This window comes from Martelella endophytica, assembly GCF_000960975.1.
GTDB classification, from domain to species: domain Bacteria; phylum Pseudomonadota; class Alphaproteobacteria; order Rhizobiales; family Rhizobiaceae; genus Martelella; species Martelella endophytica.
This window is the reverse complement of sequence record NZ_CP010803.1, coordinates 3,687,880-3,711,670: the sequence shown is the minus strand read 5'-3', so window position 1 is coordinate 3,711,670 and position 23,791 is coordinate 3,687,880. Positions and strand designations below refer to the sequence as shown.

Sequence of the window (23,791 nt, the reverse complement as noted above, 5' to 3'; positions counted from 1 at the left end):
GAAGAGCCGACCCCGGCCATGGATCGCGGGGCCGGATCCTGTCAGTCGGCCTTCGGGCGCATCGAGGCGCGCATCAGCGCCATGTATTCCTCTTCGGATGTCGAGCGGCGGGCATCGACCAGCGGCTTGATCTGCGAGGTTCCGAGATAACGCAGCCGGTCGGTTCCATCGGTGGCGGCCTCGAAGATCACTTCCGCGACATCGCGGCTCGTTGCACCGGCTCGGCTTTGCGATAGGGCGGCGAAGGTTGCCTTGGTGCGCTCCACGAAGGGCGCGTAGTCGTCCGGATAGTTGGCCGCAAAGTCTCCGACACCGGCGCGGGCGACGAAATTGGTGTCGTGCACGCCGCCGGGCTCGACCAGCTTCACCGTAATGCCGAGACCTTCCAGCTCATAAGTCAGCGCTTCGGAAAAGCCTTCCAGCGCGAATTTCGAGGCATTGTAGAGCGAGGTCAGCGGCAGGCCGAAGACGCCGGCGCCGGATGAAATGTTGACGATGACGCCGGAGCCGGCCTTGCGCATGTGCGGCAGGACTTCGCGCGTCAGGTCCATCACGCCGATGAGATTGACGGAGAGCTGGTCGTCGATCTCCGCCCGCGTGAGGCCCTCGAAGACGCCATAAAGGCCATAGCCCGCATTGTTGACCAGGACATCGATGGCGCCGAAACGTGCGATGGTCGCGGCGACGGCGGTTTCGATCGAGCCACGATCCTGAACGTCGAGACGCTCGACGGCGATGTTGGGATAGGCCGAGAAGTCGGGCGATTTTTCCGGCCGGCGCATCGTGGCGACGACGTTGAAGCCATGCTCGGCGAAGAGAACGCGGCGCCGAAGCCGCTGGAGCAGCCGGTGATAAGGACGGTTTTCGTCATGTCCTGTTCCTTTCGTTCGTTCGGACCTGTTGTCCGGCCACGAGATAGGTTAGGAGCGTTATGACGATAACTGGCACAATGCCGTATGCTCTATTGATGGAAACCGTATAATGTCCGGCATGACCCTTGGCGAACTCCAGGCGCTGGCGACGGTTGCCGAGCGCGCGAGCTTCCGCGCAGCCGCCGTAGAGCTCGATATCTCGCCGTCCTCCCTTAGCCACCAGATTTCCGCGCTGGAACGCCGCATCGGCGTCAGGCTGTTGAACCGCACGACACGCAGCGTCTCGGTCACTGCCGCCGGCGAGGCGTTTCTGGCACGGGTGCGGCCGGCTCTGAGGGATATCGATGATGCGGTATCGGAGGCAGCGCGCTTCCGCGACACGCCCTCCGGCTTGCTGCGCATCAACGCTTCGGAGGGCGGGGCAGAGCGGCTGATGCCTTTCGTCCTCGCCTTCATGAAGCGCTATCCGGATATCCGGATCGATCTCGTGAACGACGGCGGCTTCGTCGATATCGTCGCCGCCGGTTTCGACGCCGGGGTGCGGCTCGCCGAATCCGTCCCGAAGGGTATGATCGCGGTGCCCTTCGGCGGCCAGGAGCGCTTTGTCGTCGCGGCTTCGCCGGATTATCTGGCGCGCCATGGCACTCCGCAGAACCCCGAGGAGCTTAAGAGCCACGAATGCATTCGTGCGCGGCTTCCGGGCGGCGCGCTGATCGACTGGGAATTCGAGCGGGGCGGCGACATGCTGACCGTGCGGGTTGGCGGTCGTCTCATCGTCGGCGGTTCGCAACAGGCGGCAATGGCCGCCATGGACGGGCTCGGGGTCGCCTATGTCCATCAACCGGTTGCCGAAGATGGACTGAAGGCCGGACGCCTTATCGAGGTTCTTGGTGAATGGTGCCTGCCTTTCGGCGGTCTGTGCCTCTATTATCCCTCCAGCCGGCAGCCATCCGCCGCACTCAAGGCCTTCGTTGCCGCACTCCGCCGCTCGGGCCGGAACTGAAAGGCTATTTGTCGCCGCCGAGCTTCAGCGCGGATACCGCGTCACCACTATTGTCAATATAATCAGTGGCATCCGACTGACGCTGAATCAGGAGGATGAAGATGAAGTCGGTGAGCATCAGCTGCGCGTCACGTGCGGTGATGGCCGAAGAGCGGACGCGGTCTTCGTCGGCGATGGTGTAGAGGTTGACGTCGGAGACGCGGGCGACAGGGTTCTGTTGCGGGCCTGTGATGGAGATCACCGAGGCGCCGCGATCCTTCGCCAGTTCCGCGATCCGCACCGTCTCGATGCTGACGCCGGAGTGGGAAAGCGCGAACAGCACGTCGCCGGGCCTGGCCGCCGACACATTCGCCATCTGTACGTGGCTGTCGGAATCATGCAGCGCATAGCGGCCGAGCTTCTGCAGCTTGTAACCGAAGTCGCGCGCGACCAGTGAGGAGGCACCGACGCCGGCAATATGGATGCGGTTGGCATCAGCCGTCAGCTCCAGCGCACGGGCAATGTCGCGCTCGTCGTTGGCCGAAAGCGTTTGCTGCATGGCCTGCATCTTGCCAGACAGGAGCTTCTGCGCGATCGTCGCGTGGCTGTCGCCAAGCTCGATCGTGCTGTGCAGCGCGCCCGGCGCCCGCCATTCCTGAGCCTGGGCCTTGCTGACGGCAAATTTCATGTCCTGATAGCCGGAAAAGCCGAGCTTCTGGGCGAATTTAACCACGCTCGACTGGCTGCGGCCGGTCTTTTCCGCCAGTCTTGCAGACGAAAGGCGCAGCACGTCGTTCGGGTGCTCGAGAATGAAATGGCCGATCTGCCGGTCGGCCGGTGCCAGACTTTCAAGCTGGGCTTCGATCACCTTGAGAACGGACACGGGTTTCCTTTCGCGGAGCCGGGATGGCTTCAGAATAATAAATTCCTGAATTCAGGAATACAATGGAATTTTTGGAAAAGCCATAGGGCCGACGCAGGCTCGAAACGGGCATGCTTGCTTGGAATAAATTATTCTTAAATCCATTTGACAGATGGAATTTGCAATTATAACTTTGATCGCAGAGCATAATTCGCGGCGACTTCTTAACCATAAAAACACCTGTCGCTGCAGGGGAACGCACAGTGGCACACCGAGTCATCGAACACGATAGTGACGTTTTGGCGAAGCGTAGCGGCGCGGTCCGTTCGCGCTCACTTGCGTGCGCGTTTTGCGATCCCGGCAGACAATACTGAGTATCCAACCAGAGACCGGCGGCGCGCCGGCGTTTATCAGAGGGTGATATGATGGTCAGACATTTCGGAAAGCATCTGGTTTCGGCGCTCGCCGTTGCCACGGCACTCGGTCTCACGGGCATGGCGATGCCGGCAGCGGCCGCCACGCTGAAGATGGCATGGTCGCAGGACGCCACCGGCCTCGATCCGCACAAGCAGACGGCCTTCTCCTCGATCCGCCTTCTGGAACTCGTTTACGAACCGCTGCTGCGCACCGACAGCGAGCTCAATCTGGCGCCCGCGATTGCATCGTCCTGGGAATTTTCCGAGGACGGCAAGACGCTCACCTTCAAGCTAGATCCGAATGCAAAATTCTCCAATGGCGACAAGGTGATGCCGTCGGATGTGAAGGCATCGTTCGAGCGCATTCTGGATGAGGCAACGAGTGCCGCGGCGCGCTCCAACTTTCTCTCCATCGAAAGCATCGACACGCCGGACGACGAAACCGTCGTCTTCAACCTGTCGCAGCCCGATGTGCCGCTGCTAACGGCAATGTCTTCCATCAATGCCGCGATCGTTCCCGAAAGCGCCATCGAGGCCGGCACGATCGGCACTGAAGCGATCGGCTCCGGTCCCTTCACGCTGAAGAGCTGGGATCCGAATTCCAAGGAAGTGCTCGAGGCAAACCCGGAGTGGGCCGGTGGCACAGTCGGGGTCGACGGCATCGATATTTCCGTCCTGCCTGACGAGACCGCCATTCTGGCATCGCTGCGCACCGGCCAGGTCGACTTCGCGCTGATCAACGATCCGCTGGTGGCGACGCTTGTTCCGAACAATCCGAACCTGACGCTGAACCGCGAACCCGTGCTGTCCTATCACGTCCTCCAGCTCAACGCCGATGAAGGCGCGATGAAGGAACTCAAGGTCCGCCAGGCGATTTCCTGCGCCATCGACCGTCAGGATGTGCTTGACGCCGCACTTCTCGGCGAAGGCAAGGTGACCGGTCCGCTGACGATGCCGGCCTACGCCACCGATCCGTCCGAGCTGTTCTGCTACACCCAGGACCTCGACAAGGCCAAGGAACTGATGAAGGAAGCCGGTTACGAGAACGGCTTCTCCGCCAAGGTGATCGCCGCCACCGGCGAGCCGCCGACGGCAGCCTCCGAAGCGCAGGTCATCCAGTCTGAGCTTGCCGAGATCGGCATCAAGCTCGATATCGAGATGATGGAGCTGAACGTCTATGTCGACCGCTGGCTGAAGGGCGATTTCGACATGGCCGTGGCGCTGAACGGCGGCCGCACCGATCCCTATACCATGTACAATCGTTACTGGACCAAGGACGGCAATCTTGCCCATGTCGCCCATTATGGCGACGACACGCTGGACACGCTGATGCAGGAAGGTCGCGTCGAGACCGATCCGGCCAAGCGCAAGGCAATCTTCGCCGAGTTCTCCAAGCACATCACCGAGATGTCGCCGTGGATCTGGCTCTACACCGGCTACAGCTACACCGCTTCGAGCGACAAGGTGCAGGGCTTCACGGCCGACCCGACCGGTTCGCTCTTCGGTCTTTCCGCAGTGACCGTCGGCGAATAAGCCGACAGGAGGCGCATACCCCATGAATTACCTGACCCGAAGACTGGTGACCTTTCCTCTGGTCATGCTCGGGGTATCCGTCCTCGTGTTCATCTCGATCCGGCTGGTTCCCGGCGACGCCATAACGGCGATGCTGGGAACCGAGGCCGGGTTGCTGACACCGGCCCAGCGCGCTTCGCTCGAAACCTATTTCGGCATGGATCAGAGCTGGTTCACCCAGTACTGGCAATGGCTTGGCGGCGCGCTGCATGGCAATCTCGGCATCTCCGTCACCTATGGTAAACCCGTGTTGGAGGTTATTCTCCGGGTGTTTCCGCTGACGCTGGAGCTGGCACTGCTGTCCATGATCGTCGCGCTCGCCGTCGGGCTTCCGGCCGGCATTTACGCGGCCACCCATGCGGAAAAGCCCTCCGACCTCATCGTCCGCATCGTCGCGATGATCGGCCAGTCGACGCCGAGTTTCGTCGTGGCCCTTCTCGCGATCTATGCGCTGTCGGTCTGGTTCGGCATTCTGCCGGCGATGGGAAGCTTCACGCCGCTCTGGCAGGATCCGCTGCAGAACCTCGCGCAGATGATATTGCCGGCGCTGACGCTGGGCTTTGCCTTTGCCGCCGCCGTCACCCGCATTTCGCGTTCGGCCATGCTCGATATCCTTTCCGATGATTATGTCCGCACCGCCCGCGCCAAGGGCGTGCCAGCGCGCAAGGTGATCTGGCACCATGCGCTGCCGAATGCGCTGATCCCGGTGGTGACCGTCTCGGGCGTCGAGTTCGGCTATCTCCTCGGCGGCGCCGTCATCGTCGAACAGGTCTTTGCGCTTCCGGGCCTCGGTCGCACCGTGCTCGATGCCATCCTGCAGCGCGACTATCCGCTGGTGCAGGGGAGCGTGCTTTTCATCGCGCTGAATTTCATGATCGTGAACCTTCTGGTCGACCTCGCCTATGCCGCGCTCGACCCGCGTATCCGGCTGGGAGGCAACTGATGGCTCTCATCCGCTCCATCTTCGCTCATCCGAGCGGCCGCATCGGCGGCGCCATCGTCGGGCTTTATATCGTGATCGCGATCCTCGGCCTCGTCGGCATCACCCCGCATGATCCGCTGATGCAGTTCCGCATCGACCGGCTGCACGCGCCCTCCGCCACCTACTGGATGGGCACCGACCTTCTTGGCCGCGATGTCGCGAGCCGGCTGATGATCGGCATCGCGCAGTCGTTCATTGTTGCTTTCGCTTCCGTGGCGCTTGCGACCATTGCCGGCATCGTGCTCGGCCTTGCCGCCGCATGGTTCGGCGCGGGCTGGGACGGCACGATCATGCGCTTGATGGATGTGCTGCTCGCCTTTCCGGCGATCCTGCTCGCACTTTTGATCATCACCATTGTCGGCCCCGGCACCTGGACCAGCGTGATGGCGATCGCCTTCGTCTACACGCCGATCTTCACCCGCGTCGTGCGCGGCCCGGCGCTGTCGCTGAAGACCCGCGAATTCGTCGATGCGGCCCGCACCTTCGGTTCGTCGCGCTCCTACATCCTGTCTCGCCACATGCTGCTCAATCTGGTGGCACCGCTCACCGTGCAGGTGACGCTGGCGCTTGCCTGGGCACTGCTGACGGAGGCGGGGCTTTCCTTCCTCGGCCTCGGCACCCAGCCGCCGATGGCCTCGCTCGGCCTGATGCTGAGCGATGCCCGCAACCTGATGGAAATGGCGCCTTGGCTGCTGATCTTCCCGGCGCTCGCCATCATGCTCGGCATTCTCGGCTTCAATCTTCTGGGCGATGCGCTGCGCGACATTCTCGACCCGCGTTCGAGGAGGGCAGAGGCATGAAGAAGCTTGTTTCAGTTTCCGATCTCCGCGTCGGCTTCGGAAAGGCCCCGGAAAAGAATGAGGTTGTCCGCGGCGTCAGCTTCGATCTTGAGGCCGGCGAAACGCTCGCCATCGTCGGGGAAAGCGGCTCCGGAAAGTCGGTCACCTCGCTCTGCCTCAACCGTCTGGTCGATTTCGGCGGTGGCAGGATTACCGGCGGGCGGATCGACTACACGCTTGCCGATGGCAGCACGGTCGATCTCGCAAGCCTCCCGGAAAAGCGGCTGACAGGCATTCGCGGCCGCGAGATCGGCATGATCTTCCAGGAGCCGATGACCTCGCTGAACCCGGTGCACACCATCGGCGAGCAGATTGCGGAAAGTTTCCGGCTGCATCACGGCCTGACCGGCAAGCAGGCGATGAATGCCGCGAAGGACGCGCTCGAGCGGGTCCGCATCCCGGATGCCGCAAGACGGCTGAAATACCATCCGCACCAGCTTTCCGGCGGCATGCTGCAGCGGGTGATGATCGCGACCGCGCTTTCCTGCAATCCGCGCCTGCTGATCGCCGACGAGCCGACGACTGCGCTCGACGTTACCGTCCAGGCGCAAATCCTGGCATTGCTCACCGAGCTGAAGCGCGAAAGCGACATGGGCCTGATCTTCATCACCCATGACATCGGCCTCGTCGCCGGCATCGCCGACAAGGTGATGGTGATGCAGCAGGGTGAGGTGGTGGAGCAGGGCGCGACGGACGATGTGCTCGACAATCCGCAGCATGCCTATACCCGGCACCTCTTGAAGGCCGTGCCGCATTTCGCCGACGGCCGCGCCGTGCGCAGCGATTTTTCCCGCAGGCCAGCGGCGGCACCAGCCCTGGCGGTCGAAAACCTGACGGTGCGCTTCCCGGTTACATCCGGGCTGTTCAAGAAGCAGTCGGGTGCCGTCCACGCCGTCGATGGTATCGATTTCGACCTGATGCCGGGCGAGACGCTGGGCATCGTCGGCGAAAGCGGCTCCGGAAAGTCCACGACGGCGCGCGCCATCATGGGACTGACGAAGCCAACACGCGGCACGTTCTCGCTGGGCGAGGGTGGTCGCGTCACCGGCCATGGCGACCCGATCCAGATGGTGTTCCAGAACCCCTATGCCTCGCTCAATCCGCGCCTTCGCGTCGACAGCATCCTTGCCGAACCGGTGATTGCAACCGGCGGGCGGCTGAATGCCGAAACCCGCGCCCGCATGACCGAACTTCTGAAGCGCGTCGGTCTGCCCGAAAACGCGCTGATGCGCTATCCGCACGAGTTCTCCGGCGGGCAGCGCCAGCGGCTTTGCATCGCCCGCGCGCTGATGCTGAAACCCTCCGTCGTGGTGCTGGACGAGGCGGTCTCCGCGCTCGATGTCTCGGTGCAGGCCATGGTGCTGGAGCTCCTGACCGAGCTGCAGCGCGACATGAACCTCTCCTATCTGTTCGTCACCCACGACATGGCCGTGGTCGAGCGCATCGCCCATCGCATCGCCGTCGTCTATGCCGGCCAGATCGTCGAGATCGGCGATGCCGCTTCCGTGCTATCCTCGCCGAAGCATTCCTATACGAAGCGGTTGATATCGGCTGTGCCGAACATCGATCGCCGCCGGCAGGATTACCGGATCGACACCACCGACGTGCCGTCGCTGGTGCGCCCGGCGGGCTACGAACCGCCGAAGGCCGAATGGCTGACCTTTGGCGATGATCACAAGGCGAGGGCGGAGGGATGATGGAGGGCCGGTTCGAGCGCGCGTTTGATGCACTGGACAAAGCGGTTGCATCCCGTCGCATTCCGGGCGGCGTTCTCGGTGTCGTCGATTTCGAGGGCAACCGGATGACCCGCGCCGTGGGCTCCGCCGCGATCGTGCCGGAACGCCGGCCGATGAGCGTCGACACATGGTTCGACCTCGCCTCGCTCTCCAAGGTCATCTTCACGACCAGCCGCATTCTGGCGCTCGCGAGCGAAGGCTTCATCGATCTCGACGCCCCTCTGACCAGCGTCATCCCGGATTTCCGCCAGTACGACCCGAATTGCTGGGAAAGGCAGGTGACCTTCCGCCAGTGCCTCGGCCACCAGACGCATTTTCCCGGCGTCGAGCCGATCTATACCTATGGCGACGACCCGGAGCGCCTGCGCGCCTTCATCCTTCAGCGCGAATGGCAGAAGGTCGAAACGCCCGTCTATTCCGACATCAATTTCATCCTCCTCGGCATTGTGCTGGAGCGCCTTTCCGGCCGGCCGCTCCGCGAACTCGATCCCGGCCGGGGCTTTGCCTTTTCCGGCGATCCGGACGAGACGGCCGCGACCGAGCGTTGCCACTGGCGCGGGCGGGTCATGTGCGGCGAGGTGCATGACGAGAACTGCTACGCGCTTCAGGGGTCCGGTCATGCCGGTCTGTTCGGCACGGTCGATGCCGTTCTCGGCTTCGCGGGGCGCCTCATGGAACGCGATTTCGCCGGCGATCCGGCTGTGAAGCTGATGCAGGAGCCGCTGTCCGAGCGTCGTACTCATGGCTGGGAGCGGCCCTATGAGGGCTGGCATGGCGGTGGGCTGTGCTCGGCCTCCACGATTGGCCATACGGGTTTCACCGGCACCTCGCTCTGCATCGATTTCGAGCGCGGCTATGCGTGGACGCTGCTGACCAACCGCGTTCACCCCAGCCGCCATTTCGACAGCGGCATCATGGCGCTGCGCCGCGCCGTCAGCGATTTCATAAACGGAGCAGAATGATGGCGGAGGATTTCAAGCCGGTCTGGGCGGTGGGCCTGATGACGGGCACCGTGCTCGACGGCAATATCGATGTTGCGCTGCTGAAGACCGACGGCGTCAGCGTCGAGGCCTTCGGTGCCTATACGTTGGCGCCTTACCCGCAATCGACACGCGACCTGCTTGAGGAAACGCTCGCGATCGCCCGCAAATGGAATTTCGAAGGCCCCGAGCCGGCGATCTTTGCCGAGGCCGAAGCAGTGCTAACCCGCGCCCAGTCGGCCGCCGTCAGGGAACTGGTCGAGGCGGAGGGCCTCACGATGGCCGATATCGGCGTCGTTGGCTTCCATGGCCAGTCTGTCCTCCATCGTGCGCCGACCAAGGCGCGTATCGGCGACACCCGCCAGCTCGGCGATGGCGCGCTGATGCACGACCTGCTCGGCTGCAAGGTGGCATACGATTTCCGCACGGCCGATGTCCGCGCCGGCGGGCAGGGGGCGCCGCTTTCGGCCGGCTATCACCAGGCGCTGCTGCGCGGGCTCGATACATCGGGCGAGACGGCGGTGCTCAATCTCGGCGGCGTCGCCAATGTCACATGGTGGGACGGTGTTGATCGCCTCATCGCCTTCGATACTGGCCCCGCCAACGCCCCGCTCAACGACTTCATGAAGCAAAACGGTCTCGGCGAGATGGACCGCGACGGCAGGCTGGCGCTCTCCGGTACCGTCGATGAGCAGCGCCTCGCGCGACTTCTCGAACATCCCTATCTTTCAGCGCCTTATCCGAAGTCTCTCGACCGGTTTGACTTCACGTCCGCCATGGCGGAAGGCCTCGATCCCGCAACCGGTGCGGCGACGCTGACGGCCTTCACCGCCTCGGCCGTCGGCAAGGCGCTCGATCTTCTCCCCGTGCGGCCGAAACGCCTGATCGTCTGCGGCGGCGGCCGCCGCAATCCGGCGATCATGGCGATGCTCGCGACCCGCGCCGGCGTCGAAGCCGTCCCCGCCGAAACGGTCGGCTGGCGCGGCGATGCGATCGAGGCCGAATGCTTCGCCTTCCTCGCCGTCCGGACGCTGCGCAACCTCCCGATCAGCTTCCCGACCACGACCGGCGTTCCCGCGCCGATGACCGGCGGAAAGCTTGCCGGCTGAAGCCAGAGCCGCAACAAGCCCTGATTGTCGCTTCGGGCGCTGGCCGTTTGGTTGAAGCGCCAATGGTGGTTCGCCCAATCACAGCCGCTCGGCATGCCAGCGGATGTGGTCGTCCATGAAGGTCGAGATGAAGTAGTAGGAGTGGTCGTAGCGCTCGTGCATGCGAAGCGTCAGGCCGATATCGGTTCCCTTGACGGCTTCTTCGAACATCCACGGCTTCAGTCCTTCCTCGAGGAAGCCATCGGCCTTGCCCTGGTCGATCAGGAATTCCGGAAAACGGGCGCCGTCTTCCACCAGCGCGCAGGCATCGTGTTTGCGCCAGACGCTGGTATCGGCCCCGAGATACTTTTCGAAGGCCTTCTGCGCCCAGGGCGAGGTGGACGGCGAAACGATCGGCGCGAAGGCCGAGCAGCTCTTGTAGCGGCCCGGATTCTTCAGCGCGAGCGTCATCGCGCCATGGCCCCCCATGGAATGGCCGAAAATCCCCTGCCGGTCCATATCGGCGCGGAAGCTCTTGGCCACCAGCTCCGGCAGTTCCTTGGTGATGTAGCTTTCCATGCGGTAGTACTTCGACCATGGATCTTCCGTCGCATCGACATAGAAGCCGGCGCCCTTGCCGAGCTGCCAGTCGGTGATCGCATCCGGCACGTCCTTGCCGCGAGGGCTCGTGTCCGGGCAGACGACGATCAGGCCGTGCTCGGCGGCAAGCCGGCGATATTCGCCCTTCTCCATCACATTCGCATGCGTGCAGGTGAGACCGGACAGATACCAGAGCACCGGGCAGGGCGCTTCGACGGCCTGCGGCGGGATGAACACCGCGAAGGTCATTTCGGAGTTCAGCACCTCCGAATCGTGGGAGAAGACGGCCTGCATGCCGCCAAAGGCCGTGTTTTCCGAAAGGATGTTCATATCTTGTCCCTCGTTATCGGTCGGTATTGAGCTGACGGCAGAGCCGTTCCAGCGTTTCGAGAAAGGCCGAGCGGTCGCGGGGCGAGAAGGGGGCGTTATAACCCTTGCTCTCGCCGGTTTCGCGCAGGTGCTGGCCGAGATCGCGCATTGCCCGCGCCATGCCGATGTTTGCAGGATCGAAGACCCGGCCTGTCGGCCCGGTAACCCGCGCGCCGTTGGCAACGCATCGCTCGGCAAGCGGCACATCGGCCGTCACCACGATATCGCCGGCGCCGGCGCGTTCGGCAATCCAGTCGTCGGCGGCGTCGAAGGCCCCGGAGACGATGACATTGGTGATCATCGGATCGCGTGACGGACGAAGCCCGGTATTGGCGACGAAGGTCACCGGCAGGTCGTGGCGCTCGGCCACCTTGACGACCTCGGCCTTCACCGGACAGGCATCGGCATCGACATAGATCATGAGGCTGTCTCTTCTGCCTTCTGGCGGATCATATCGACATGGGGAATGCCGTCTTCCAGATACTCCGCCGAGACGGCGACAAAGCCGAGGCTTCCGTAGAAGCGCTGCAGATGCGCCTGTGCCGAAATGGCGATCGCGGTGTCCGGCGCGATCCGCCCGCAAGCCGCAATCGCCTCGCGCATCACCGCGTCACCAAGCTTCCTGCCCCGGTGATCGGGCGAGACCACCACACGGCCGATCCGGCTTTCGGCGCCATCCGCCCCTGGCGGGAACACCCGTGCATAGGCCATGACGGCGCCGTCGGCGATCAGCCGCAGATGCAGAGCGTCAAAGTCCTTGCCGTCGAGTTCGGGGTAGGGGCAGTTCTGCTCGACCACGAAGACATCGATGCGCAGTTTCAGGATGGCGTAGAGCTCGCCCGGCGTGAGTGCCTCCAGCCGGGCGATATCGACGGCGTAACCGCTCATCAGTAGACGACGACCGAGCGAATGCTCTCGCCGCTATGCATCATGTCGAAACCCTTGTTGATGTCCTCAAGCTTCAAGAGATGGGTGATCATCGGGTCGATCTCGATCTTGCCGTCCATGTACCAGTCGACGATCTTCGGCACGTCGGTGCGCCCGCGTGCGCCACCAAAGGCCGTTCCCATCCAGGTGCGGCCGGTGACGAGCTGGAAGGGGCGGGTGGAGATTTCCTGGCCGGCGCCGGCAACGCCGATGACGACCGACTTGCCCCAGCCCCGATGGGCGCTTTCAAGCGCCTGACGCATGACGGTGGTATTGCCGGTGCAGTCGAAGGTGTAGTCGGCGCCGCCGATCGTGTCGTTGCCGCGCTTCGTCAGGTTGACGAGGTAAGGAACGATCTCCTCGCCTATTTCCTTCGGATTGACGAAATGGGTCATGCCGAATCGCTCGCCCCATTCCTTCTTGTCGTTGTTGAGGTCGACGCCGATGATCATGTCTGCGCCAGCAAGGCGAAGCCCCTGAATGACATTGAGGCCGATACCGCCGAGACCGAAGACGATCGCCGTCGCGCCGATTTCGACCTTCGCCGTGTTGATGACGGCGCCGACGCCAGTGGTGACGCCGCAGCCGATGTAGCAGACCTTGTCGAAGGGCGCGTCCGGATTGATCTTGGCCACCGCGATTTCCGGCATCACCGTGAAATTGGCGAAGGTCGAGCAGCCCATGTAGTGGAAGATCGGCTTGCCGTTCAGCGAGAACCGCGAGGTGCCGTCCGGCATCAGGCCCTGACCCTGGGTCGAGCGGATTGCCGTGCACAGATTGGTCTTGCGCGACAGGCAGGACGGGCATTCCCGGCATTCCGGCGTATAGAGCGGAATGACATGGTCGCCCTTTTTCAGCGAAGTGACGCCGGGGCCGACATCAACAACAACACCCGCGCCCTCATGGCCGAGGATCGCCGGGAAGATGCCTTCCGGGTCGGCGCCCGAGAGCGTGAAATCGTCGGTGTGGCAGAGACCGGTCGCCTTCACCTCGATCAGCACCTCGCCGGCCTTCGGGCCTTCAAGCTGAACCGTCATGACTTCGAGCGGCTTACCCGCTTCCACTGCCACTGCTGCGCGCACATCCATTGGGCAAACCTCCAGGTTTTCTGATTTGTCGTTTTTCAATCTTTGGCATGGCTGGACCTTGATCCGCAAGCTTCCGGGCGTGGTTTTCCCACGGGTGGCGCTTTGCGGCCGGATTCGCTATGAAGGGAGCACAAGACCGGCAAAAGCCGGCACAGCTTTACGGGATGGAAGGGTCTCAAGGATCATGATCGATGAGGAATTCTACGCCGACGACACGCTCGGTGGCCGGCTACTGGCTGCGCGCGAGCATGCCGGGATGAGCCTTGACCGGCTGGCCGGCGAACTCGGCATCGAAACGCAGACGCTGAAGCACTGGGAAACCGACCGAAGCGAGCCTTCGGCGGAACGGCTCGTTCGCATGGCCGCTCTTCTGGGGGTGAGGCCCTTGTGGCTGATTTCTGGCGACATCGAAAGGCCGGTGCCGACGCGTGGCCGACGGGGCGGCCGCCCGGCGCCCGTGATCGAGATGACCCGCAGCCGCGCCGAGCGCCAGCCGCATTCCGGCGAGAAGGGCGGCGTGCTGACCCGGCTGCGTTTCACCGTAACCGGACCGCGCACCACCCATTGAGGCTCGGCGTCAGCGGTCATCCTTCGCGGTTGCGCCGAAGACTTCCTCGAAGGCTTCGCGTAGCCTGATGTCGACATCCTCGATCGTTACCGGCAGGCCGAGATCGACCAGGCTTGTTACGCCATACCCCGAGATTCCACACGGCACGATGCCGCCGAAATGCTCGAGCTCCGGCTCGACATTGATGGCGAGACCATGGAAGCTGACCCAGCGCCTGAGCCTGATGCCGATCGCGGCAATCTTGTCCTCGGCCATGGAGCCATCCGGCAGAGGCGGCCTTTCGGGCCGCTGCACCCAGACGCCGACCCGATCCTCGCGGCGCTCGCCGCGGACATTCATGGCGCCGAGCGTGCGGATGATGGTTTCCTCGATCGCGGTGACGAATGCGCGCACGTCGCGACGCCGGCGCTTGAGGTCGAGCATCAGATAGGCGACGCGCTGGCCCGGGCCGTGATAGGTATATTCGCCGCCGCGACCGGTCTGATAGACCGGGAAGCGGTCGGGCATCAGCAGATCGGCCGCCTCGGCGCTGGTGCCACCGGTATAGAGCGGCGGATGTTCGACCAGCCAGACGAGTTCGTCGGCATCGCCGGCGGAAATCCTTTCGACTTCCGCTTCCATGAAGGCCAGCGCCTCGGGGTAGGGCGTCAGCCCCTCGCTCACCCGCCAGCGCACCGGCGGCGCGCCGGGCTCGGGGTGCATCAGATAGTCGATTTCATTGCGTTGCATGGTCGTGTCCTTCGCGCCGCCTCTCGTCGCAGATTTGGGTGCGCATCGCAAGCAGCGCAAGGGCGCGCGAAGCCCTTGAAAAAAGGCGGTTTCGCCTTTCCCCGGAAGAAATGAAAAAAAACGGTCATAACCGCTTGTCTGGCGTTCATGCTTTTGCTACATGCTGCGGCGCCGGCCCAAACCGGCCCTACCACGATGCGGTCGTGGCGGAATTGGTAGACGCGCAGCGTTGAGGTCGCTGTGGGGCAACCCGTGGAAGTTCGAGTCTTCTCGACCGCACCATTTTGAGATTTTATCTCATATTTTTCAGGCAGTTAAGATCCATTATGTACCACGCCGAAAGGCGCGTGGGGCACATTGGCTCGCACTTTACCTCTGCGTCGGCCCTTTCCTGCCCCTGACAGTTCGCGCTGGCGCTCCATCATTCGCGATAAAAAACGTAGCAGTACCTGTGCTAATAAAGCCCGGGTCGGCATCTCAAGATTCGCTCCTGAGAGCGTCTTACTGTCTCGGTCCTGGCAGCTCCAATTCGCGAATCGACTCAGTTGACCGAACGGCCGAAAGACGCGATCCTTCCTCTTCCCGTTAGCAAGGAGGAGTTGCGCATGAGCCGGGATCGCATCACCGAGACGATCAGTTGGCGTTCCGACAATCCGCATCTCACTGGCAATTTCGCACCGGTCGGCACGGAGATCGATTCCGAAAGGCTCGAAGTCCTGGAGGGGGCGATCCCCGAGGGCCTGGCCGGCGCCTACATCAGGAACGGGCCGAATCCCCGTTACCAGCCTTCGTCCTACAATTACCCGCTGGAAGGCGACGGGATGCTGCATGCAGTCAGCTTCGAAAACGGGATTGCGCGTTATCGCAACCGATATGTCCGAACCCGCAGCTTTGAGATCGAGGATCTCGCCGGTCACGCCGTCTTTGGTGGGCTGATGAGCCCGTCGCCGGTCGATGCCAAATACCTCGGGCCGGATGACGATCCGGAGAACCCCTTCAAGGCCTCGGCCTTTGTCAGCGTCATGCAGCACGGGGATCATCTGCTGGCATTGGGCGAGGGGGAGCCGGCATGGGAAATCGGCCCGGACCTGGAAACGCGGGGACCATGGATGGCGGGCACCGGCAGCCCGATCCTGATGGGCGCGCACAATCGCGTCCACCCCGTCACTGGCGATCTCTTTGCCCTCAACTACGACCTGATGTCTCCGACCGTCACGATCCACCATATCGGCCGAGACGGGCGGCTTCGTCGCAGCTTCGATGTCGGGCTGGCGGCGCCCAGCATGATCCATGATTTCGTTCTCACCGAGCGCTACCTCGTCCTGCTCATCGGTCCGGCCGTGTTCGATCTGCAGAAGATGATGGAAGGTGGCTCATTCATTCAGTGGCGGGGAGATCTTGGAACTCGCATTGCGGTCGTGCCTCTGGATGGTGGCAAGCCCCGATGGTTCGAAGCCGAGGCGTTTTTCGTTTTTCATTTTGCAAACGGGTTCGAGCGCAGCAGCGAGATCGTGATCGACTATGTCCGCCACCAGAAGCTCTATTTCGGCTATGGCGAGCGCAACAGCGAGCCCCCGAGGCTGCACAGACTGGTGCTTGATACGACGTCGGGGCGGATCCGCGAGCAGCCGTGGTTCGAGAAGGTGGTCGAGTTTCCCCGGATCGATGAGCGGCGGACATCAGTTTCGAACCGGTATATCTTTGCGCCAACCCTGACCGAGACACTGACAGGCGGAAACGGCGCTTCCGGCACATTCAACTGCCTCCTGCGGGTCGACACCGAAACCGGTGACATATCAGCGCATGACTTCGGCAACCGGATTGCGGGCGAGGCAGTTTTCATTCCCCACGGGAACGGGGAAACGGCCGGATGGCTTGCCACCTATGTCTATGATCCGGAAACGGACGGGAGCGAGCTTGTGCTTCTCGATGCCGGCCGGATTTCCGATGAGCCGGTGCTGCGTCTGCGACTGCCGCAGCGGGTGCCACAAGGGCTTCACGGCGCGTGGGTGCCGGCCTGATTGCTCGTCTCTCGTGACGATCGCGCCGACACATTACCCTTTCTTCAATACTGCTCGGAGGCGTTGAAGCAGTGCCTTCGATCCTTGATATGCGTCAACTTGTAGCGGTGGCGTCAGCTTGAATGATCGTTATCGGAAGCATAGTTGAACGGTACCGCATCGGCTTGTGACAAGCTGGCGAGACGGCCACTGAACGTGGTCACCGATGGACAATTCGTCGAGCTGAGGCTGCATTCGCCTCGACAGGCTCCGTAGACAACAGAGAAGTCAAAACGATGATTTGGGTTCCGATAACCCTTGGTCTGATCAAAGTCGTCGCAATCGGCACGACCATCTTCTTCGCTATCAAGTCCCACCGGGACGGTGAAAAAGGACAGGACGATAACGGCGGAGCCGGCGCGCGACCTGAAACTGTCGATCGCTCCGTGGAGCCCTCCTGACCTTGTAGATCTCACTGAGGCGACGACGAGTGGGGGCTTTGGCCGCCTCTCACACGAACGTGACTTGTTGTCATGCGTCCAACGATGCTGAAAGGCATCGACAAGGACGCTGGTCTTCTGGCTTGAAACCATAAACGGCTGTCATGCGTTCTATTCCCCGACATCGGAGATTACGCTCGCCAGGGTGCTCCTTTGCTCGTACGAAACCTTGCCCGAGCGGCATCAATCGATAGTCAGTGAGTTTATGATATCCAGTTCCCTCTCGCGCCGTGCCTTTCTTTTGGGTTCCCTTTCGACCGCGGCTATGCTTTCCGCATGTGCCTCAAACCCGCAGGGCCCAGCCATGCCGGTGCCTCAGGTACCGACGCCCGCGGCGGATCCGGAACTGGAAGCGCGGTATGCGGCTTTCGAAGATGACGGGCACCTTGTGCCGGCCGTCCCATATCAGCAGATGGATCCGAAATATCTCCGGCAGCGCGTCACCGATCCGACAGGCGAGGCGCCGGGCACCGTTGTCGTCGATACGGCCAACCGGTTTCTCTACCTTGTCGAAGAGGGAGGAACCGCAATGCGCTATGGCGTTGGCATTGGTCGTGAGGGTTTCGCTTGGCAGGGCGAGGGCGTCATCCACTGGCGGCAGCGCTGGCCGCGCTGGAAGCCGCCGGCGGAGATGATCGCGCGACAGCCTGAACTCGAAATCTACTCCGTCGCCAACGGGGGCATGGCTCCCGGCATCGACAATCCGCTCGGCGCCCGGGCTCTCTACATATTCCAGAACGGCGAGGACACGCTCTACCGCCTGCACGGAAGCCCTGAATGGAATTCGATCGGCAAGAGTGTTTCCTCGGGCTGTGTACGCCTGATCAACCACGACATCGTCGATCTCTATGACCGCGTCCCCTATCACGCCCGCATCGTGGTGTATCAGGAGCCTCTAATCGCGGCGCTTTGACAGGCTCGTGGGCGATTAACGTCTAGAGACAGGTCCCAGCCGTCCGCACAATGCGTTTGCATTCGTACGTTCTCTGCATACATTCGACACATTGGGACAACGACGCGCTAACGGAGAGTCCGCCAATAGAAAGACGCCAAGGCCGGACTTTTAGCGAACGGACATATGCTTGGCCGCGTGGTTGCCTTGTCGGCTTTCTTCGTGGTCTCGCTTTTCGTTTGATTACCGCTCGCCTAGCTATGCGCCAGAAGATCCGGGCAACCTGGCTCGCCAAGAGACACGGGTCTTCGTTTGAAAGCTCAGACGGCACTTACTGAGCCGTCTGACGCGATTTTAAGGTGGCTTTTCGTTTAGCGCCGACTGTACCGAGCTATTTCAGCGCGGCAATCAGCGCCTTGAGCTCGTCCTCGACCTTCGGGCGGATATCTTCGCGCTTCAGCGCCAGCGCCACATTGGCGATGATGAAGCCTTCCTTGGAGCCGCAGTCGAAGGTCTGGCCATCGAACTTGTAACCGAAGAATTCCTGGCTCTGGGCAAGCTTCAGCATACCGTCGGTGAGCTGGATCTCGTTGCCGGCGCCGCGCTCGGTCTCGGCAAGGATCGGGAAGATTTCCGGCTGCAGGATGTAGCGGCCATTGATGAAGTAGTTGGACGGCGCCGTACCCGGTTCCGGCTTTTCAATCATCTCTGTGATCTTGAAACCGTTGCCGACCGTTTCGCCGACGCCGACAATGCCATACTTGTGGGCAAGTGAGGGGTCGCATTCCTCGACCGAGACGACATTGCCGCCGGCAACGTCGTAGACTTCCATCATGCCCTTCAGGCAGGGCTTGTCGGCTTCCATCACCATGTCGGGCAGGATCAGAGCGAAGGGCTCGGGGCCGACGATCTCGCGGGCGCACCAGACAGCGTGGCCAAGACCGTGGGGTTCCTGCTGACGGGTAAAGGTCGCCGTGCCGGCCTTCGGCAGCATCGTGGCAAGCAGGCTCAGCTCCGCATTCTTGTTGCGCGCCTTCAGCGTCGCTTCCAGCTCGTACTGGATATCGAAATAATCCTCGATGACGTGCTTGTTGCGGCCGGTGACGAAGACGAAGTGCTCGATGCCGGCTTCGATCGCCTCGTCGACCACGTACTGCACGATCGGCTTGTCGACGACGGGCAGCATTTCCTTCGGCACGACCTTGGTCGCGGGCAGGAAGCGTGTACCGAGACCGGCGACCGGCAGAACCGCCTTGCGAACCTTTTTACGTGAGGGCAAATCAATCTCCTTAATAGTCGAAAAAATAGAAAATATTCAAATACAATGTAGCCTTAGCAAGTCAGATGGACCTGCGCAATTGCATGTGTCGGGCCCACCATCAACCCAATGATCATGAGGGTTGTTCTTTGGGGGAACTTTCTCTTAGCGGCATGCCAACGGAAGCCGCAGTAGCTTTGTGAGACTAGTCCCGGTCGAAGCAAGTCTCACTTATGGCCTGCCCCTTTGAAAACTCATCATAATCGCGCCCAGCGCGATCAAAGCAATGCCGATGCCTTCTGGTGTTGTCGGTACCGCGTCGAAGAAGACGACGCTCCAGAATGCTGCGAATCCCAGATAGGCAGTATCGAAAACGCCAATGAGCGGTGTCGGCGCCAGACGGTAGGCGCGTGCAACCAGTGTGGTGATGACTGCGAGAAGGCAGCCGAGAATGATGGCGAGCCCCCAGTCGGCTCCGCGAAGGTCGGGCCAGATTGCGAAAACGAAGCCCTGATTTTCCGATGGGTGCATGATGGCCAATGCTAGGATCCCGCCGCTCGCCAAAAGCCCAAGGCACAGATTGAGGTTCAACGCCAGGGCGCCCGCTGTTTCCTTCTGGCAGCGGTTCCATGTGATGACACCCGCCAAAGCGTAGAATGCGGCTGCGGCCAGTGGCAGGAAGAGCGTAACCGGCAGGGCGCCCATGCGTGGCCCTACTGCCAGAAACGCGCCCGCCATCGATAGGGTTACAGCGGTCCAGCCTTTCTTTCCGGTGTGGGTGCCCAGGATACGTGTCATCAGCGCCATCCAGATCGGCGACGTGTAGTAGCAGACCGCTGCGAGTGCGAATGGGGTCGATGGAAGCGCGGCATAGTAACAGAGCCACATTGCTGCCAGGCTGAGACTTCGGGCCCAGACCCACAGGGAACACCTCAGGCGGAGTGCGGCTGGCCCACCGATGACGACAAGCGTCGCCGCAATCATGACTGTCGCGACGAGCGAGCGCAATAGGATGATTTGCGCCAGCCCAAACCGTGCCCCAGCGTCTTTCACCAGCGCGTCGGATAAAGACAGCAGGAAAACTGCCAGGACGATAGAGGCGGTGCCCTGCAGGCGGGTGCCAGTGTGAAGTTGTGCTTTGAAAAACGCGAGCATCAGGCATGGAAAGCATCCCATGGGCCCTGTATAAAATGAGAAAGCGTCGCAAATTCATGAGGAAATGGAATGGAACGATTGTCTCTGCCACCCCTTTCGCGTTTGCCATCTTTCGAAGCTGCCGCGAGATACGAGAGTTTCACCGCGGCCGCAGAAGAACTCGGCTTGACCCAGACTGCAGTGAGCAAGCAGATTGCGGCGCTTGAAGCCGATCTCGGCGTTGCGCTTTTCGAGCGGCGCAACAGAAGGGCATTCCTCACGGATGCGGGACGGGCCTTCGGGCGGGTCATCAGTACAGCTCTTGCCGATATCTCGGCCGAGGCTTCGAAACTGAGGGGAGGGCCCGAGACGGGCGGGATCGTGCTGCATTGTCAGCTTTGTGAGGCGTTCTATTGGCTGATGCCGCGCCTGTCCCGCTTTCACGAGCGCAATCCCGGATTGGATGTCCGCGTCATCAGCGCCCTCGGCCCTCTAACTGATACCTCCGAACCCTTCGATGTTGCTATCCAGACAACGGGCCGTCCTTCGGGCTGCGCACGCCTGGCTTTCACCGCCGCAGATGAGGTGTTTCCGGTTGCCTCGCCGGGATTGGTCAAGGAGAAGCTGCCGCTATCGCCCGCCGATCTTGTGCACTATCCGTTGCTGACGCATCAGGTGCTGCCGCAGGACTGGATGGATTGGCCAGGATGGTTTGATGCCATTGACCGTGGCTTCCCTCGGAAGCCGAGGATAACCAGTTTAGACAGCTACCCGCTGGTTCTTCAGGCCGCCATAGCCGGGCAGGGGATCGCGCTCGGCTGGCGCAGAACTGTTTCCGGCCTTATCGAAAGCGGGCAGCTCCAGCAGGTCTGCGCCGAAACCGTTTTCCGCCCCGCGGAAATTTCAGTGTTTCGTGGATCTCGCCGGGGACACCACGCTGAAACAGACGCGCTCCTTGCATGGCTCAAGGAGGAGTTCGGGGCTTAGTCAGGACGTCTTGAAATGCATGATGGGTCCCGTGGAGCTGAAATGGTTTGCTGGTTCTTGAAGCGGCATCCGCGGACGGAGGATTGCAGGGGGGGGGCGAGGTTTCCTGTGAAAGATAGCGGCGAATCGAAGGACTTCGCGGTCGCTCTATAATTCTTCTTCTTCGCCCCATGTCCGCGCCAGCACTCTCATCCAGTTGCCGTTGCAGATCTTGGCCATCAGATCATCGCCGAAACCATGGGAACGCATTGCCTCTCTCAGTGCGGGCAAACCGCCGATATCGGCGATGTCTTTGGGTACGATTGCGCCGTCGAAATCCGAACCGAGCGCAACTCGATCCTCACCGAGCTTCGCGATCAGATGATCGAGGTGGCGGAGCATCGGCTCGATGGGAGTATCCTCGATCATGCGGCCGTCATCACGCAGAAATGCCGTGGCGAAGTTCAGGCCCACCAGCCCATCGCGCTCGGCGATTACCGCGAGCTGGCGGTCGGTGAGGTTGCGGGCGTGCGGGCTGACGGCGTGGGCATTGGAGTGCGTAGCGACGATGGGGGCATCGGAGATCGCTGCCAGATCGTCAAAGCCCTTCTCGTTGAGGTGTGAGACGTCGAGCATGATCTTGAGGCGGTTGCACTGGCGCACCAGTTCCTTGCCGAGGTCGGTCAACCCCGGTCCGATGTCGCCTGTAGAGGGGAAGCGAAACGGCACGCCATGGCCGAATAGCGTCGGCCGGCTCCAGACCGGCCCGAGCGAGCGCAGCCCCGCGGCATGGAGTAGTTCGAGCGTATAGAACTCAGGGTCGATGGCCTCGGCTCCCTCCAGATGGAGGATAGCAGCCATCGGCTCTCCCGGTAGCGCAGCTTTCAGCTGCTTGACGGTCGTGCATGGCGTCAGAACTCCCGCGGCGGCAAGCCTTTGGAAGATCGCCACCTCGGAAATGACAACCTTAATCGCATCTTCCCACGCCACCATTCCGGGCAACGGCACATCAGTGTAGTTGCCGCTCTCCTGCGATCCGTTGGCACTTGCTCCAGTCTGTGTGGATGGCACCCAAAGCGCGAAGAAGCCGCCCGCAAAGCCCCCCTTGAGAGCACGGGGCAGATCGATATGCCCCTTCGCACTGCCACCGACCACGTCCTCAATGCTGGTGTGCTTGAGATGTATCCGGGCGAGCAGGTCATTGTGCCCGTCGAATATGAGTGGGGTGCGTGGATCGAGCATGATATTTCCAAGTTGGTTGTCGGGGCGGCTTGCCTGAGTGGGCAGGGTATCATCTGATTTGCCGGGCAGGTCGTGTGTAATCTATCTATCGCCAAGCATGCGATACGTCGATACGCTCCATAGCCCCGAGCGCCAGTTTCCAGCGCTCGACGCGGCGCGTGTAAACCTCACTTGTTCGTGCTTCCGAGTGACCGAGGATCGCCATGATCTCGTACTGGCTGCAGCCGAGCTCCGCCAACAGTTCGGCGAGGCCCTTGCGCACGCCATGCGCTGAAAGATGCCCCAGATCCGCTTCTCTGCACCAGCGCTTGAACATGGCAGACATACTGTCGCCGCTAGCAAAGGGCTTGTTGCCGCGACTGACGACATAGGTCTTTCCCTGTTGTTCAGCCGCGCGCGTCGCAGCCTTCAGCGGTGGCAGCAGTGGAATGGTAACCTCGGTGGAGCCTCTCTTCTTGGGCTTCCAGCGAAGGGCTTCCACTCCGTCGATCACGCATTCATTGACCGGGCCCAAAAAGGTCAGGTCTTCGATACGACATCCGGTCCAAAGAAGAACGGACATGGCGACATGTGGCTTCGTTCCCTGCCTGTGCCTGGCCAGAAATGCGCGCACGTCAGCAGCTTTCCATGGTGTGGCGCCGTTGCCTTTGCGGTAAATTTTCTCAATGCCCCTCGCCGGGTTATGGCTGATGTACCGGCGCTTGATCGCCCAGTCATACATGATCGCTACTGCTTCAATATACGCATCCGCCTGCGCCGGCGAAGCGCTCATGGCGTCCTGAAATTCGATCAGCTTCTCGGTGGGTATGAGCATCACGCGATCGGGATGCGTCAGCAGCCTTGAGAGAAGGTTCTTCTTCTTCTTGAGTGTTTTCGCGCTGGTCGTTCCCGCGTCGACGCGCTTATCGAGGTATTCGAAGTAGCTGTTGATCAACCAACCGATCGACCTTGGTTTGGCGTAATCGGAAGCCGTGCGAAGCGGCTCGGGTTTGTCGCCCCGCCGTGCCGCCAGATATTGTCTCTGGAAATCGTCATCGCCCGGGCCGCAATGAATGCGGATTTTTTGCTTGGGTCTGCCCTCGGGGCGAACACGCCAGCGAAAATTGCCGGAAGGCAGGGCCTCGCGGATCAGCCCTGGATAATTGACTTTCATTTTTGCGTCTACCACTGTTCGAGGCCTTCATCCTCA

22 protein-coding genes and 1 tRNA gene are annotated in these 23,791 nt (G+C 61.8%); 12 read left to right on the top strand and 11 right to left on the bottom strand.

Going from position 1 to position 23,791, the window contains the following annotated elements; genetic code table 11:
* Positions 1-41 precede the first annotated feature (41 nt).
* Entirely contained in the window at positions 42-782 is a 741-nt protein-coding gene (locus tag TM49_RS17050; RefSeq protein WP_244464745.1) for an SDR family NAD(P)-dependent oxidoreductase, read from the bottom strand.
* A 199-nt stretch (positions 783-981) separates the two neighbouring features.
* Between TM49_RS17050 and TM49_RS17045 the strand changes: the two genes are divergently transcribed.
* Positions 982-1,875, top strand: coding sequence for a LysR family transcriptional regulator (locus tag TM49_RS17045; protein ID WP_045683027.1), 894 nt, complete (start codon positions 982-984; stop codon positions 1,873-1,875).
* Between the two features lie 4 nt (positions 1,876-1,879).
* On the opposite strand, the gene TM49_RS17040 is transcribed toward TM49_RS17045, so the two are convergent.
* Complete coding sequence (locus tag TM49_RS17040) at positions 1,880-2,737, bottom strand: MurR/RpiR family transcriptional regulator (RefSeq protein ID WP_045683024.1); 858 nt, start codon at positions 2,735-2,737, stop codon at positions 1,880-1,882.
* Positions 2,738-3,141: 404 nt separating this feature from the next.
* Between TM49_RS17040 and TM49_RS17035 the strand changes: the two genes are divergently transcribed.
* Genes TM49_RS17035 through TM49_RS17010 form a run of 6 tightly spaced genes read left to right on the top strand, consistent with a single transcriptional unit; the run spans position 3,142 to position 10,350 of the window.
* Complete coding sequence (locus TM49_RS17035; RefSeq protein WP_045683022.1) at positions 3,142-4,665, top strand: ABC transporter substrate-binding protein; 1,524 nt, start codon at positions 3,142-3,144, stop codon at positions 4,663-4,665.
* Positions 4,666-4,687: 22 nt separating this feature from the next.
* The gene (locus TM49_RS17030; RefSeq protein WP_045683020.1) at positions 4,688-5,647 is read left to right on the top strand and encodes an ABC transporter permease; all 960 of its coding nucleotides are present in this window, start codon (positions 4,688-4,690) and stop codon (positions 5,645-5,647) included.
* Positions 5,647-6,486, top strand: a complete 840-nt coding sequence (locus TM49_RS17025) for an ABC transporter permease (protein WP_045683019.1) — start codon at positions 5,647-5,649, stop codon at positions 6,484-6,486. Before TM49_RS17030 ends, TM49_RS17025 begins: the two co-directional genes overlap by 1 nt.
* Positions 6,483-8,222, top strand: coding sequence for an ABC transporter ATP-binding protein (locus TM49_RS17020; protein WP_045683016.1), 1,740 nt, complete (start codon positions 6,483-6,485; stop codon positions 8,220-8,222). Before TM49_RS17025 ends, TM49_RS17020 begins: the two co-directional genes overlap by 4 nt.
* A complete protein-coding gene (locus TM49_RS17015) occupies positions 8,222-9,223 on the top strand; it encodes a serine hydrolase domain-containing protein (protein ID WP_425283255.1) in 1,002 nt (333 codons plus the stop codon). The genes TM49_RS17020 and TM49_RS17015 overlap by 1 nt, the downstream gene beginning before the upstream one ends.
* Positions 9,223-10,350, top strand: coding sequence for an anhydro-N-acetylmuramic acid kinase (locus TM49_RS17010; RefSeq protein WP_045685392.1), 1,128 nt, complete (start codon positions 9,223-9,225; stop codon positions 10,348-10,350). The genes TM49_RS17015 and TM49_RS17010 overlap by 1 nt, the downstream gene beginning before the upstream one ends.
* A gap of 78 nt (positions 10,351-10,428) precedes the next feature.
* Here the strand turns inward: TM49_RS17010 and fghA are convergent, their stop codons facing one another.
* The 4 genes from fghA to TM49_RS16990 are packed head-to-tail and all read right to left on the bottom strand — an operon-like array spanning position 10,429 to position 13,313.
* Entirely contained in the window at positions 10,429-11,259 is an 831-nt protein-coding gene (gene fghA / locus TM49_RS17005) for an S-formylglutathione hydrolase (protein ID WP_045683011.1), read from the bottom strand.
* Positions 11,260-11,272: 13 nt separating this feature from the next.
* The gene (locus TM49_RS17000) at positions 11,273-11,719 is read right to left on the bottom strand and encodes a YaiI/YqxD family protein (RefSeq protein ID WP_045683010.1); all 447 of its coding nucleotides are present in this window, start codon (positions 11,717-11,719) and stop codon (positions 11,273-11,275) included.
* Positions 11,716-12,186: a GNAT family N-acetyltransferase gene (locus TM49_RS16995; RefSeq protein ID WP_045683009.1), complete on the bottom strand. Its 471-nt coding sequence runs from the start codon at positions 12,184-12,186 to the stop codon at positions 11,716-11,718. The genes TM49_RS17000 and TM49_RS16995 overlap by 4 nt, the downstream gene beginning before the upstream one ends.
* A complete protein-coding gene (locus tag TM49_RS16990; protein ID WP_045683007.1) occupies positions 12,186-13,313 on the bottom strand; it encodes an S-(hydroxymethyl)glutathione dehydrogenase/class III alcohol dehydrogenase in 1,128 nt (375 codons plus the stop codon). The genes TM49_RS16995 and TM49_RS16990 overlap by 1 nt, the downstream gene beginning before the upstream one ends.
* A gap of 184 nt (positions 13,314-13,497) precedes the next feature.
* Between TM49_RS16990 and TM49_RS23500 the strand changes: the two genes are divergently transcribed.
* Positions 13,498-13,881 carry a helix-turn-helix domain-containing protein gene (locus tag TM49_RS23500; RefSeq protein WP_052699902.1) on the top strand — a complete coding sequence of 128 codons (384 nt, stop codon included), beginning with the start codon at positions 13,498-13,500 and terminating at the stop codon, positions 13,879-13,881.
* A gap of 9 nt (positions 13,882-13,890) precedes the next feature.
* On the opposite strand, the gene lipB is transcribed toward TM49_RS23500, so the two are convergent.
* Positions 13,891-14,610, bottom strand: a complete 720-nt coding sequence (gene lipB, locus TM49_RS16980) for a lipoyl(octanoyl) transferase LipB (RefSeq protein ID WP_045683005.1) — start codon at positions 14,608-14,610, stop codon at positions 13,891-13,893.
* Positions 14,611-14,807: 197 nt separating this feature from the next.
* Between lipB and TM49_RS16975 the strand changes: the two genes are divergently transcribed.
* From TM49_RS16975 to TM49_RS16965, 3 genes are all read left to right on the top strand, one after another.
* A tRNA-Leu gene (locus TM49_RS16975) sits at positions 14,808-14,892 on the top strand.
* Between the two features lie 323 nt (positions 14,893-15,215).
* Positions 15,216-16,631, top strand: a complete 1,416-nt coding sequence (locus TM49_RS16970; protein WP_045683004.1) for a carotenoid oxygenase family protein — start codon at positions 15,216-15,218, stop codon at positions 16,629-16,631.
* A gap of 684 nt (positions 16,632-17,315) precedes the next feature.
* A complete protein-coding gene (locus tag TM49_RS16965) occupies positions 17,316-18,023 on the top strand; it encodes a L,D-transpeptidase (RefSeq protein WP_045683003.1) in 708 nt (235 codons plus the stop codon).
* A gap of 370 nt (positions 18,024-18,393) precedes the next feature.
* Here the strand turns inward: TM49_RS16965 and galU are convergent, their stop codons facing one another.
* Positions 18,394-19,281 (bottom strand): UTP--glucose-1-phosphate uridylyltransferase GalU, encoded by an 888-nt coding sequence (gene galU / locus TM49_RS16960; RefSeq protein ID WP_045683002.1) that lies wholly within the window; start codon positions 19,279-19,281, stop codon positions 18,394-18,396.
* Positions 19,282-19,491: 210 nt separating this feature from the next.
* Complete coding sequence (locus TM49_RS16955; RefSeq protein ID WP_045683001.1) at positions 19,492-20,415, bottom strand: DMT family transporter; 924 nt, start codon at positions 20,413-20,415, stop codon at positions 19,492-19,494.
* A gap of 69 nt (positions 20,416-20,484) precedes the next feature.
* On the opposite strand from TM49_RS16955, the gene TM49_RS16950 reads away from it, so the two are divergent.
* A complete protein-coding gene (locus TM49_RS16950) occupies positions 20,485-21,381 on the top strand; it encodes a LysR substrate-binding domain-containing protein (RefSeq protein ID WP_045683000.1) in 897 nt (298 codons plus the stop codon).
* Positions 21,382-21,528: 147 nt separating this feature from the next.
* On the opposite strand, the gene TM49_RS16945 is transcribed toward TM49_RS16950, so the two are convergent.
* Together TM49_RS16945 and TM49_RS16940 are read right to left on the bottom strand one after the other, a co-directional pair.
* On the bottom strand, positions 21,529-22,602 hold the full coding sequence (locus TM49_RS16945; protein WP_045682998.1) for a dipeptidase: 1,074 nt from the start codon (positions 22,600-22,602) through the stop codon (positions 21,529-21,531).
* Between the two features lie 85 nt (positions 22,603-22,687).
* The gene (locus TM49_RS16940) at positions 22,688-23,755 is read right to left on the bottom strand and encodes a tyrosine-type recombinase/integrase (protein ID WP_244464744.1); all 1,068 of its coding nucleotides are present in this window, start codon (positions 23,753-23,755) and stop codon (positions 22,688-22,690) included.
* Positions 23,756-23,791 lie beyond the last annotated feature (36 nt).